Origin of the sequence: Marinicrinis sediminis (genome assembly GCF_042685085.1) — a bacterium.
GTDB lineage: Bacteria > Bacillota > Bacilli > Paenibacillales > KCTC-33676 > Marinicrinis > Marinicrinis sediminis.
In genome coordinates, this window is the sequence record NZ_JBHUMM010000043.1 from 99539 (window position 1) to 112859 (window position 13321).

The 13321-nt window shown below is 45.5% G+C and carries 15 protein-coding genes; all 15 read left to right on the plus strand.

Annotation, left to right across the window (positions count from 1 at the left end):
- Positions 1-133 precede the first annotated feature (133 nt).
- Complete coding sequence (locus tag ACFSUC_RS14120; RefSeq protein WP_379930265.1) at positions 134-1378, plus strand: hypothetical protein; 1245 nt, start codon at positions 134-136, stop codon at positions 1376-1378.
- A 17-nt stretch (positions 1379-1395) separates the two neighbouring features.
- Complete coding sequence (locus ACFSUC_RS14125) at positions 1396-1854, plus strand: hypothetical protein (RefSeq protein ID WP_379930266.1); 459 nt, start codon at positions 1396-1398, stop codon at positions 1852-1854.
- Between the two features lie 473 nt (positions 1855-2327).
- Entirely contained in the window at positions 2328-2537 is a 210-nt protein-coding gene (locus tag ACFSUC_RS14130) for a dihydrofolate reductase family protein (protein WP_379930267.1), read from the plus strand.
- A 510-nt stretch (positions 2538-3047) separates the two neighbouring features.
- On the plus strand, positions 3048-4016 hold the full coding sequence (locus ACFSUC_RS14135; RefSeq protein WP_379930268.1) for a sigma-70 family RNA polymerase sigma factor: 969 nt from the start codon (positions 3048-3050) through the stop codon (positions 4014-4016).
- Between the two features lie 70 nt (positions 4017-4086).
- Positions 4087-4518, plus strand: a complete 432-nt coding sequence (locus ACFSUC_RS14140) for an SRPBCC family protein (RefSeq protein ID WP_379930269.1) — start codon at positions 4087-4089, stop codon at positions 4516-4518.
- A gap of 26 nt (positions 4519-4544) precedes the next feature.
- A complete protein-coding gene (locus ACFSUC_RS14145) occupies positions 4545-4973 on the plus strand; it encodes a VOC family protein (protein WP_379930969.1) in 429 nt (142 codons plus the stop codon).
- Between the two features lie 327 nt (positions 4974-5300).
- The gene (locus ACFSUC_RS14150) at positions 5301-5759 is read left to right on the plus strand and encodes a hypothetical protein (protein ID WP_379930270.1); all 459 of its coding nucleotides are present in this window, start codon (positions 5301-5303) and stop codon (positions 5757-5759) included.
- Between the two features lie 294 nt (positions 5760-6053).
- On the plus strand, positions 6054-6803 hold the full coding sequence (locus ACFSUC_RS14155) for a YveK family protein (RefSeq protein ID WP_379930271.1): 750 nt from the start codon (positions 6054-6056) through the stop codon (positions 6801-6803).
- Positions 6784-7497 carry a CpsD/CapB family tyrosine-protein kinase gene (locus ACFSUC_RS14160; RefSeq protein ID WP_379930272.1) on the plus strand — a complete coding sequence of 238 codons (714 nt, stop codon included), beginning with the start codon at positions 6784-6786 and terminating at the stop codon, positions 7495-7497. Before ACFSUC_RS14155 ends, ACFSUC_RS14160 begins: the two co-directional genes overlap by 20 nt.
- A 269-nt stretch (positions 7498-7766) precedes the next feature.
- Positions 7767-8396, plus strand: a complete 630-nt coding sequence (locus tag ACFSUC_RS14165) for a sugar transferase (protein ID WP_379930970.1) — start codon at positions 7767-7769, stop codon at positions 8394-8396.
- A gap of 34 nt (positions 8397-8430) precedes the next feature.
- A complete protein-coding gene (locus ACFSUC_RS14170) occupies positions 8431-9360 on the plus strand; it encodes a glycosyltransferase (RefSeq protein ID WP_379930273.1) in 930 nt (309 codons plus the stop codon).
- Complete coding sequence (locus tag ACFSUC_RS14175; protein WP_379930274.1) at positions 9357-10739, plus strand: O-antigen ligase family protein; 1383 nt, start codon at positions 9357-9359, stop codon at positions 10737-10739. Before ACFSUC_RS14170 ends, ACFSUC_RS14175 begins: the two co-directional genes overlap by 4 nt.
- 143 nt (positions 10740-10882) lie before the next feature.
- A complete protein-coding gene (locus tag ACFSUC_RS14180) occupies positions 10883-11656 on the plus strand; it encodes a WecB/TagA/CpsF family glycosyltransferase (RefSeq protein WP_379930275.1) in 774 nt (257 codons plus the stop codon).
- Complete coding sequence (locus ACFSUC_RS14185) at positions 11646-12545, plus strand: glycosyltransferase family 2 protein (RefSeq protein ID WP_379930276.1); 900 nt, start codon at positions 11646-11648, stop codon at positions 12543-12545. Before ACFSUC_RS14180 ends, ACFSUC_RS14185 begins: the two co-directional genes overlap by 11 nt.
- A 28-nt stretch (positions 12546-12573) precedes the next feature.
- A complete protein-coding gene (locus tag ACFSUC_RS14190) occupies positions 12574-13317 on the plus strand; it encodes a sugar phosphate nucleotidyltransferase (protein WP_379930277.1) in 744 nt (247 codons plus the stop codon).
- Positions 13318-13321 lie beyond the last annotated feature (4 nt).

Genomic DNA, 13321 nt, shown 5'->3' on the forward strand with positions numbered 1-13321 from the left:
GAAAGAACAGTGGAAAATATTAACTTAAAAAAATAATCTAAAATACACCATAAATAGCAATTAAACCACGAATGATTTATTGAATCTATTTGTGGTTTTTATTATGAAAAAATAACAAAGGAGGAAAAAAATATTGTTTAAATTATACAAGAGTAGTGTAGTGCTCACTAGTGTTATATTGATGTTACTTGTACCATCTTATGCTGAAGGAACTGAAAAATTAATCGTAGAACAGAACCAAAAAAATAGACTGATTGAAGAATCTGAAATAAAGGACATGAAAGAGAATGTGGAAGAGATATTTAAAATTGTAGCAGAGAACAAAGCTGTAGAATATTTAGATTATAATATGGAGTTATATGAAAAAAGTGCATTTGATAAGTTTGTTCCAAATGGAGCTAATTTAGAAGAAGCGTTGTTAACAAATAATGGTTTGATGGCTTTGTCCCTTGACTATAAGATAGGTAATCAACGTGTTCAAGATGTTTACTTTGAGGATGGTAAAGTGAGTAAGACAAAATCAAATTTATCTAGTTCTTTGATTGAAACGAACTTTAATAATGAAAGAACAGAACGATTTAACGGGAAGGATGTAATTATAAAGAAAAGAAGTAAAGAGGAAATACAACATATTAATAATCTAATTAAAAACAGAGATATGAGCAAATTAAATGAATTAGATAATACAAAAGTAGATAATATTAAAGGTAAGACTTTCATTACAATCAGTGAAGATACTGTTGATCAGAAGCAAAGTATTGCATCTCAATCGATAACTAATGTGTATCCTTCTCCGAATGATCCACAATTTTTAAAATATAATGCAAAACAAGTTTATGGAACAAGCTTTTTTTCAACTCCGCTACAAAATCGAGGATACGACGGATCTAATTATGTAAGGGTCTATGAGACATTAGATTATTTTCAAGAAGTAAATTCGACAGTGAAATATTTTACAACTAGCAATAAAATAGGGGCTGTTTCTGCTTTTTGGGATGTATCTCGTGGTACTGCCATTAGCTGGTTGGGTTGGTTTGGTATAGGTTATAGTATATATGATTATTTAGATGCTTCGATTTACGCTGTAAAGACAGCAGAATTTGATTTTGAGGGAGGTAAAGAAGCAACTGTTTATGATCCCACTAATTATCATACAAATGTAGAAGCAATTGAATACTGGGATACCGGTAGAGTAACACTTGGATGGAATTATGACAGTACAAATGGGTATAATTCAGCTAATTGGTATCATAATGGGCTTTCAAGTGCATTAGAAATGCAAAATAGCGTTGTTGGCAGCAATGCAGTCCATAATTACAATAATTCAATTAACAATTGGGGATCATGGAATTGGGGAGTGGGTCAATTAGGTTACTAATATAGGGGGGGCATAATATGAGTAAAAAAAAAATGACGGCTATAGGGACTGGATTTCTATTGCTGTTAGGTCTCATCGCAGGATATATATATATCATGTCGAATGACGATCAAGGAACGGAGTTGGATGAAGGTGTCATTCAGCGGGTGGATATATCTAAGGAAAAAAAGCAAGTCGATGATATTTTCACTCTTGTCGACACACATGCACCAATTGAACAATTGGATTACGACATGAAAAAATATCAAACATCCTTGTTCCAGTCTTTCGTTCCGGAAGATGTTGAGATCATGGAAGCCTTGTTAACTGAAAAAGAGATTAGGGGATTTTCACTTGATTATCGTCATCAAGGAAATCGTGTCAGTGTTGTTTATTTTGAAGATGGCAAGGTGAGTAAAACTATCAGCAATGGACTGACAGCAGAAATCAATTTCAATAACGAACAAACCGAGCGACTAGATTTTACCACGCCTTAGAACCGGAAGCCGGTATCACTTTATCTTACAAATAAACATCTGCAGATCTGGTTGCGAATTATTAGGAATGAACGAAAATATAGCCACGGATCATGGGACATTCCATCATCCGTGGCTTTCTTCGGTGCGTCCAGCCTTGGCGATAAATAGGTGGAAAACTCCATTAGAGGCTTGGCAATAGAATTGTTAGCTGAAGACAAGGGTGTCGGTCACGAGCCCGAATCTGTATGAAACCTAAGAGGTAAGTATTTGATTAGTTATGTAATAAATTCATTTAAATGAGATACTATAGTTTTAATACGCCGAGTAGGTCGTAGCCGAATTCGGCCCTCTAGTTTACGGACGCACAATGTATCGATTGAGCTATTGGCTTACGGTACTGGATAATCCTAACGAGTCCAAGCACAGTATGGATCATGCCAATTGGCTTTAGGATGTAAAGAAAATCGTCATTTCCAGTACGATGGACAAGGGTGAAATTGAACAACACAATGCTGATCAGGGACAATATCGCGGAGGAAATCAAGGCACTCAAGGAACAGCCATGCAAGAATATTGTCATCTTTAGCAGTTCAGGAGCGGTGAAGACGCTGCTACAGCTCAGCCTGATTGACGAATTCCTTCTGACGATTTATCCGGTCTTTTTGGGCGTCGGAAATCAGTTTTTGAGTCTTGCGATATGAAAATCAAGCATAAAGGCCAGCAGAATCCTCAAGGTAGGCGTCATATAGATCCGTTACCATCGGTAAAGTAGTTGCATCATATATCTATACGGTTTCTTGTGATATCGTGATTCATAGTAAGCATACAGACCTCTAGCCAGGGGTGAAACGTTGAGCATGTGGTCCTGAGGATCACAAAATATCAATGATACCCGAAATTAGTGTTGAACCATTGATGAAGTTAATATAACAAAGCGAGTTCAGAGAAAAGGCCATCCGTAAAGGATGGCCTTAAATACTTGTCATTACTGACAATTCAGTGAGTAGGAATGTAAATAGAGGTCAGTCCCTGTCGTCGTATTTGTTTGGTGCTTTTTCACATTTCATTATGATATAATTTTTGGTAATCGCGGATCATAAATGATAGGAACGCAACAAAAGATATCTCAGAATATTTCGAAAACATAAAATCTTGATCTATTCAGTTAAATTTGGGGTGAAAAGAGATTCATCCCTCAGAAGGAGGCCTCAATGAACGAAACAGGACTTGAAGATGCACTGGAGCTTCAGTTATTTGACAAATTGAAGCCGGAATTAACATCGTTTTGCTATAGAATGCTGGGATCGATGGATGACGCAGATGATGCTGTTCAGGAAACGTACATTCGTGTTTGGCAAAGGGGGGATTCCTTCAGACAGGAATCTTCCTACAAAACATGGGTATATCGTATTGCTTCAAATCTATGTCTGGACAAGCTCAGACAAGCTAAACGCCGCACTCGTCCCGTTGATTATTCACATCCTGCTGCCTCCATTATCGTACCCACCGAAACATTGCCAGACTCATCCTGGATATGGCCAGCCCCCGCATTTTCGGAAGATCCGGAAGAAATACTGATCCGCAAAGAAACCCTTCAACTCTGTTTTATTACCCTATTGCAAGTATTGCCTCCACTTCAACGAGCGGTTCTCCTTTTGAAGGACGTATTTGAGTGGTCCTCCAAACAGATTGCAGAAACGCTAGGGAAATCGCCATCAGCTGTGAACAGCGCTCTGCAAAGGGCCAGAGAAACAATGAATCGGGCAAAGCTCCGCTCTGAAGAATACAGCTTAATGGATGTCCAGCCTGATCAAGAGCTTCTCTCCAGGTATGTGGAAGTGTTTGAACAATTTGATATTCAAGCGTTGGTTGCATTGTTTCATGAAGATGGTTGTATGTCGATGCCGCCTTTCCCTATGTGGATACAGGGCAAGGAAGATTTGTTCACGTTTTTTTCGTTAACGCGCTGGCATTGTGACGGATCACGGTTTGTGCCAACTTCGGTCAATGGCGGTTACCCTGCTTTTGCGCAATATGTGCCAAGCAGCGACAAAACTTGTTTAGTTCCTTGGGGAATTCACGTCATCGTCATGAAAGAGAAGAAAATCTATCACATTCAAAATTTTATCAACACAAAATTATTTTCCCGATTTGGCCTTCCTGAACAATTAGACCGATGAATATGGCCATCGTCTGTCGTCTACATATATGAGAAACAAAAATATATCAATCGAATGAGGTGGCTGCAAAATGGAAACCCATAATCAAACATCGAGAGTAACGATACAGGCCGTCATACAAGCGCCAGTAGAAAAAGTATGGACGTATTGGACTGAACCGGAACACATCACGAAGTGGAATCAGGCTTCGGAGACATGGTACTCGCCAAAATCGGAAAATGATTTGCGGGTGGGCGGCAAGTTTGTAACAAGGATGGAAGCGAAGGACGGGAGCGTGGGCTTCGATTTCAGCGGGATTTACGATGTAGTAAAGCAGCATGAGGAAATTTCATACACGTTGGAAGATGGGAGGAAAGTGGATATTACTTTCACGATTCAAGGAGATGAAACGAAGGTCGTTGAGATTTTTGATGCTGACAGTTCCCATTCTATAGAAATGCAGCAAGTGGGCTGGCAAGCGATTTTGGACAACTTCAAGCGATATACAGAAGAGGTTGCATAACCAATTCAAATGATGAGGTGATTGAAATGGCGTTAACCTCCACATATATTTTTGTAAACTTACATGTAAAAGATATCAAAAAAACGATGGCATTTTTCACGGGACTCGGCTTTGAATTCAATATGCAGTTCACAGACGAAGAAAAAGCGGCTTGCCTTGTGATTGGTGACAATAAGTATGCCATGTTGCACACAGAGGAATCCTTTATGACTTATTCGAAAAAACAAATCGTCGACACGGACACGTATGCGCAGGTGATGGTTGCGTTGTCAGCTGAGAGTCGCGAAAAAGTAGATGAAATTGTCAACAAAGCGATATCCCTTGGTGGAAAATGGTTTACCGATCCGCAAGATCACGGTTTTATGTATCAATGGGGCTTTCAGGACCTGGATGGCCACATTTGGGAAATTGCATACATGGACATGAATGCGTTTGAAGAACAAGCTCAAGCGTGAGTTCATGCTCCATCGTGATCGTGCCTGACAATATCATTGGATGTTTATGAATATAGCTGGTATAGCGAACCGTAAGCCTTGGGCGATTGACACCAAGGCTTATTTTTATTGACCACTCGTTCTAATTGAAGACTGTGATTTGACATTTTACTACTCGGTCATATTTAGTTTGATTTGAAGCAGTCAATTAGGTGGTTAGTTATTTCAAATAATTTGCGTGTTCCATCCATTAAATAGATGGTTTGGTTCTAGATGGGTTATGGTGTTTATAATGAATGATGGAAATGGATACAGGGTCCATACGGATTTTCATATAGGAGGCATACAATGAGGAAAAGGAAAGTGACGGTTATCGGAACGGGGTTTCTATTGCTGTTAGGTCTCATCGCAGGATATGGATATATGATGACAGATCATGATCCAGAATCGGAGCTGGACGAAGGTGTCATACAGCGGGTGGATATATCCAGAGAAAAGAAGCAAGTCGATGATATTTTTGCGATTGTCGACGAACATACACCCATTGAACAATTGGATGACGACATGAAAAAATATGAAACCTCCTTGTTCCAGTCTTTTGTACCGGAAGATGTTGAGATCATGGAAGCCTTGTTAACTGAAAAGGAGATCAGGGGATTTTCCCTTGATTATCGTCATCAAGGAAATCGTGTCAGTGTTGTTTATTTTGAAGATGGCAAGGTAAGCAAAACGATCAGCAACGGACAGACAGCCGAATCCAATTTTAATAACGAACAAACGGAGCGAGTGGACTTTACCAAGCCTTAACACCTTGTAGCGGGAACCACTTCACTTTACAAGTGATCACATACAGTTCAGACAGATCGTAGTGTTCTTTTAAGAGAACGTTTACAATGAAATGTTCTTTATAAAAAACAAAAACGTGAGTATGAAAGAGTTACAGGCAGGAATTAGGCTATTTTTGTTCGTTAAAAAGAATTTTTGCATGAATTTGAGATTTTCCATCCGTGGGTAGTATTCGCTATACTCAGACATATAGTTCGTTATAAAGAACAAAACGACAACGCTGCAATCAAAAATATGGAGAAAAAGAGGGTAGTTATGGAGCTGAAAAAATATTTCGACACGATGAAGAAAAGATGGTGGCTGATTGTACTGTTTGTGCTTGTATCCTGTACGACCACATTTGTTTTCAGCACGTATTACGTACAGCCCGTCTATGAAGCCTCTACCAAACTGCTGGTCAACCAGACGGAGGATACCGGTGAACTGCCGCTGGATGTGAATACGTTAAATATGAACATTCTGCTGATTAATACATACAAGGAAATTGTAAGAAGTCCGGCGGTCATGGATGAGGTTGTCGCCCAGTATCCAGCGTTGAACCTGACCACCGAGGATTTGATTGAACGTGTGCGCGTAGACTCAGAGAGCCAGACACAGGTCATGACCTTGTCCGTGCAGGACCCTTCCTATGATGTCGCGGCGCAAATCGTCAATGCCGTATCCGTCGTCTTCCAATCCAAGATCGAGACAATTATGAACCTGAAAAATGTAGAGATATTATTCGATGCCCGGCCGAAAAGCGACCCTGCACCGGTCAATATGAGCCCGATGATCAGTCTGATTCTCAGCTTTATCCTGTCCCTGTGTGCCGGAATCGGGATGACGTTCCTGCTGGAGTATTTGGATGAAAGTGTACACAGTGAGGAGGATCTGGAAGCCCAGTTTCAAATCCCGACCCTGGGCATGATCCGCAAGCTCAAACGAAAAGACTTCATCTATGGAAATGGTGAGGCCACAGTCAAAAACAAAGGAGGAGAACCGACCTATGTCACGGCAAAATCATAAGTACAAGATGATTACGGATATCAATCCCCGTTCTCCTGTATCCGAAGCGTACAAAATGCTACGCACCCACATTCAGTATTCAATGAAGCAGCAGCACGCCAAGTCGATTTTGGTTACCTCTTCCATAGCCGGAGAGGGCAAGACTCTGACGGCCGTCAATTTGGCGGGGGTATATGCGCTGGAGGAGAAGAAAGTGATCGTGCTGGATGCTGATTTGCGCAAGCCGACGATGCACCATTATTTTTACCCTTCACGATCCAGCTCGCAGAATGGTATCGGGCTGAGCGAGGTGTTGATGGACCAGTTTGATCTGGCAGAGGGAATCAGTCAGACCCATATCCCGAATCTGCATTTCCTGCAGGCCGGGCAAATTCCGCATCATCCGTCAGAGCTGCTCTCTTCGTCGAAAATGGATCAGGTCCTTTCCAGACTGTACCAGATGTACGATGTCATTATCATCGATTCACCACCTCTGCTCGCCGTCGCAGATGCGCAAATCGCAGCGACAAAGGTGGACGGGGTCGTCCTGGTCGTGCAAGCCGGAAAGGTAAAGAAATCACAGCTCAGCAAAGCAAAGTCAACACTGGAGCTTGTAAAGGCGAACTTGCTCGGAGCCGTACTGAACCAGAAAAACAAAAAGGAAGCCGAGTCCTATTATGATCGGCATCAGCCGCAATCGGTGTTCTCTAAATAGAACAATTGCTTCCCTATAAAAGAAAGGTAAAGTCTGCTGCACCTTTATCACTGCAGGCACTCGATCATACTGTGGGCTGAATCAGCCTTAGACGCCAGTCGTCAGTGGTGTGATGTGAGGGCGGGTTGGATGCCCGATATTAAATATCTATTTTCGGAGAAGAGGTCGGGGTGTTAAACGTGAATGTTACCGAACAAACCAGAGAACGTGAGTTGGTATCGAGGCAAAAGCGCTATTATGATTTCAGTCTGAGTTCGTCTGAGCTGAGGATGAGAGAGAAGCGCAAGGAAAAACGGAGTTACAGAGTATGGAAGCGGATGACGGACATTGGCTTGTCCACCGCCGGGCTCATTATCCTGTTCCCGCTATTTGTCGTCATTGCGATTCTCATCAAATGGGATGATCCCAAAGGCGCTGTGTTATTCAAACAAGTTCGAATCGGTAAAAACGGGAAAACTTTTTTCATTTATAAATTTCGCACCATGATCAGCAATGCAGAATCGATGCTGGAGCAATTGAAAGACAAAAACGAGGTCAGCGGAGCGATGTTTAAGATGAAAAAAGATCCGCGTGTGACAAGAGTGGGTCGAGTGCTTCGCAAGACAAGCCTGGATGAGCTTCCGCAGCTCATCAATGTATGGCGCGGGGAGATGAGTATGGTCGGACCGAGGCCGCCATTGCCCAATGAGGTTGCGACGTATACAGCCTATGAGAAAAGAAGGTTGTCCATCACACCGGGCTGCACGGGCTTGTGGCAGGTCAATGGCCGCAACAGTGTAGGCTTTGAGGAAATGGTTGCCATGGATTTGACGTATATTCAGCAGAGAAGCATCTGGATGGATATCAAGATTATGTTCAAAACCTTTCGCGTCCTGTTTGGCTCGAAGGATGCCTATTAAACCAAAACGAAAAATGAATTGGGTGAACGCAAGTATGACGGTTACACAGAAGCATCGTCCTCTTATTTCGGTCATTATCTGTACATACAATCGGGCGAGCCTGCTTTCGGAAACCTTGATGGCACTGCCGGAACTGCATCGGATGGATCAGGCAGAGGTCATTGTAGTAGACAATCAGTCCACCGATCATACAGCCGCCGTAGTCGCACAGTTTCAACAGCACTGGCCGGCTTCCTGCACGCTTCGTTATGTTCGCGAGCGAGAACAGGGTCTCTCCCATGCCAGAAACCGCGGCATTGAGGAAGCAAGCGGCGATTGGATCGCTTTTCTGGACGATGATGCCATCCCGGAACGAAACTGGCTGCAGATGATGGTGCAGGCCTTTGAGCGTTATCCCGATGCCGAGGGCATAGGAGGCAAGATCCGTCCTCGATTCGAAACGGCTCGTCCAGACTGGCTCATCCATGAACTGGAGCTTCCTTATACCATCGTGGATCTGGGTGATGAGGAAAAGAAGTATCCGAAGCATCTGTTTCCATTTGGTGCGAACATGGTTCTGAAAAGGGAAGTGGTGGAGCGGATTCGCTTCCCCGTTCATCTCGGGAGAAAGGGCAACAGTCTGCTGTCCGGGGAAGAATCATGGCTATTCCAGCGCATCCAGGATGAGGGAGGTGCCCTCTATTATATTCCCGGACTCGTCGTCGATCATTTTATCCCGGAGGAGCGCCTGACCAAGGAATGGATTCGAAAACGGTATTACTACCAGGGCGTTAGTCACGGGTTGGCATCCGCCAAACGGATGCAGAAGCTGCGGCTTCTCCTGGTGCTAGGATTGAAGCTGGGGTATGTGGCGGCAGATTCGCTGCGGGCGAGGGAGGATGGCAGAAGGCTGCTGAATCGATGCAGGCTGGACAGCATACAAGGCACGTGGCGGACCTTGACGATGAAAGGGGATCCCGGATGATACACCGCGGGATGATACACCGGGGCATGATCGACCGGGGAATGAAGATCACTGCGCAGACCGGAAGAGAGATGGCCTGGCTGGGCTGGTCTTCATGGAAGCTGCCAGTTGGTTCCGTCCTGCTGGGCATGCTGATCGGAACGGCGGTCTGGCTCTCCCCATTTCTGGCTGCTGCGCTCGTGCTAGGGATACCGCTGGCCTTATATGCACTCGTTCAACCCGAGCAAACGAGTCTGCTGCTGCTTGTGTTTACCGCCATCTCTATTCAATACGTGTTCGATGCTGTATTCATGGGCATGGACCTGCTCTCTCTGTACAAGCTGTGTGTACTGGCCTTGTTGTTGCCCTATGTGTGCAAGGCGGGTATTCATCACGGGTTGACGGCACCGCTTGCCGCCTTTGTCGCATTGCTGCTGATCTCGCTCTTGTTGTCCCGTCCTGATGCAGTGACAGCGATGTCCAACTCACCCGTCAAAGCCTTTATCGGGCTGGCCGTACCCTTCTTCATTCTAATCGTTCGCTGGAACCGGGAAACCGCGCACAAGCATATTCAACTGATTTGTCTGCTGCCCCTGATCAGTGTGCTGGCTGGAGGTGTACTCCATCTGGCCGGACTTCATGAGTTGTATGTGATTGAATTTACTGGCGCTTTTCGATTGTCTGGTGCCAATATTTCCGCTCATCTGGCTATGCTTGCCTTTGTGGGCATGATTGTAGCTGTGATTGAAATGAAACGAAACCCGGTGAAAGCTCGCTGGTTTCTTTTTTTTGCAGGGCTTAATTTTGCGATATTGCTGGCGACAGGCACAAGAGGCCCCATACTGGCTTCGGTTGCCGTCATTCTCTATACCGTTTGGGATCTGTGCAAGCAGTTTCTGAAAGGAAAAGCGTACTATCTCATTCCGATTGGCCTGCTGACGCTCGTCATCGCAACTGCATCTTTTCTGCAATGGGAAAACATGAAAAAACGTTCCTTCGAGCGTTCTACAGCTGAGGGAATTGACTTGTCAGGCCGTTCGGAGGCATGGAGTTATTTTATCGCCAAGGGTGAGGATACCCCCTGGTTTGGAAAAGGACTCGGCGCCGTGCTGTACGCGAATGACGGCACGATATTTGAGGGTTTCGTGGTGCCGCACAACGAATACATTCGCTTCTATTATGATACCGGGCTCTTCGGGGCTGGTTTACTGTTTGTGAGCATTCTGGTGATGCTCGGCTGGAGCCTGAGGCATGCCCCTCCTGTCGTTCGCCCTTACCTGGTCGCTTTTTTTCTCGGGTTCCTGATTTATTCCTTTTCCGACAATACCATGTCTACCCTTCAGTTCACCTTGCCGTTCTGTTGGTATTTGAATGCACTCGCGAATGTGGCGGAGCCATGAAAACAGGGACAGGGAGAAGGAGAGGGTTAAGAAGATAGTTTAAGAAGAGAGTTAAGGAGAGGGTTAAGGAGAGGGTTAAGAATAGGGTTAAGAAGAGAGTTAAGGAGAGAGTTAAGAATAGGGTTAAGAAGAGATGTGAGAACTTGAAATCCATTCAGCTTTTTGGTGTGACCTTTCAGAACTATACGTTCTCCGATTTGCTTGCCTTTATGGATAAGCAGATTCAGGCAGGTGATTCCGCGTATGTGGTCACCTGCAATGTCGATCATCTGATGAAACTGCGAGACAATGAGGCATTTCAGCAAGCTTATGAAGGTGCTGCGGTCATCGTGGCAGATGGCATGCCCGTCATATGGGCGTCCAGACTGCTCGGAAAGCCGCTTAGGCAGAAGGTATCCGGCTCTGATCTGTTCAATCAGCTGGGTTCCAGCATCGCGGACAGAGGCTACCGGCTGTATTTTCTGGGGGCTGGTGAGCACATAGCGTCACGGGCGGCAGCGAAGCTGCAGGAAACCTACCCCGGGATACAGATTGTAGGATGCTATTCCCCACCTCCCAGATTTGAGTACAGTCAGGCTGAGACAGACAAGATGATTCAATACATACGAGCGGCCAAACCGGATATCGTGCTGGTCGGTGTCGGGGCACCGAAACAGGAAATCTGGATGTCCCGTCATTTTCAAGCCTATGGGGCCCCGGTTTCGATCGGCGTTGGGGCCACCTTTGATTTTATTGCGGGTCATCGGCGAAGAGCGCCACTCTGGATGCAGAGAAACGGACTGGAATGGCTGTGGAGACTTCTCCAGGAGCCCAGGCGACTCTGGCGCAGGTACCTGGTGGAGGACATCGGGTTCATCCCGATGGTATGGAAGGAATGGAGATTAAAGAGAAAGGAAGAAAAGAAGTATGGTCGATAGACCGAAAGTATCCGTCATTATTCCGGTCTACAACGGAGAACGCTACCTGGTGGAAACGGTGGAAAGTGTGCGTCAGCAAACGTACGGGGATATCGAGTGCATTTGTGTACTGGATGGCTCAACGGACAGCAGTGAATCGTTGCTTGCCGAATACGGAGAAGCGATACGAATGGTCAAGCAGCACAATCAGGGCGTTTCCAGTGCGAGAAATCGCGGGTTAATAGAAGCTTCAGGTGAATATGTCCTGTTTCTCGATCAAGATGACATCCTGCAGCCTCGATGCATCGAACTGATGATGTCTGTCATGACAGCTCGTCAGCCGATAGCCGTTGCCGTCGGTGGCTGGATCATGAATGGAGATGGACACCACGTACGCCGTATGTACCGATTCCGCAGGCCGAGCTTCAAGCTGCCGCATCTGATGAAACGCAATCAAATCTGTACCCCGTCGCAGTTGTTGCTCAAACGAAGCACCCTGGTCGCCCTGAACGGATTTGACACCCGCTTGCAGGGCAGCGGAGCAGATGATTGGGATCTGCTGCTCCGACTGGCTCGTCAAGGTGTACAGGAAGAGCAGGGAAATATTGCCTATGTGGATGAACCCCTGATCGGCTACCGCGTGCATGATCACAATCAGAGCAGACAAATTCGACGCATGCTGGAAAGTGAGCTTTCCGTTGTGGACAAACTGGGCTCACACTCCCGGCATATCGGCATGTGGAAAAGCTATCGCTACCTCTCTTATGCCTATAAGCAGATCATTGTGAGTGGAGATGCCCGTGAAGCGCGGGATTCATTGAAAACAGCCTTGCAGCTTCATAAAGGGCTGCTCATTCAGCCCAGATTCTACGTGTACAGCTTGTACATCATGGTTAAATCCTTGCGATAACCTTGAGATAAATAAAAGGAGTGGAGACATGAAAGGCATTATTTTGGCAGGAGGTACGGGTTCCAGGCTGTACCCGCTTACGAAAGTGACGAACAAGCACTTGCTACCCGTAGGGGAATATCCGATGATTTATCACGCCATCTACAAAATGAAGGAGGCAGAGATTACGGATATTCTCATCGTCACCGGCAAGCATCATATGGGTGATGTGGTGAATTTGCTCGGGAGCGGTCAGGATTTTGGTCTCAAATTCACGTACAAAGTTCAGGATGCAGCGGGAGGCATCGCCCAGGCACTCGGTCTGGCTGAGGATTTCGCCTTCGGAGAGTCGGTGGTGGTATTGCTTGGGGACAATATTTTCTCCGATTCCATCCTTCCATATGTGGAGACTTATCAGCGTCAGCAGGAAGGTGCCATGCTCATTCTGAAAAGTGTGGATGATCCGGAGCGCTATGGTGTTGCAGAAGTGCACGGTAATCAAATTGTGTCGATTGAAGAGAAGCCGGAGCGACCCAAGTCTTCTCTGGCCGTGACAGGACTCTATTTTTATGATGCAGCGGTATTTGACCTGATCCGGCAGCTTAAGCCTTCCAGGCGGGGCGAGCTGGAGATTACGGATGTCAACAATGCGTATATCGCACGTGAGAGCTGCACATATGAACAGATGCGGGGCTGGTGGACTGATGCCGGAACCCATCAATCTCTGCAAAAGGCCAATGAGCTGATCTTCCGGGAGCAGAAGCAGCTTGCCCTGGCGTCCAGCGGAACATAACGAG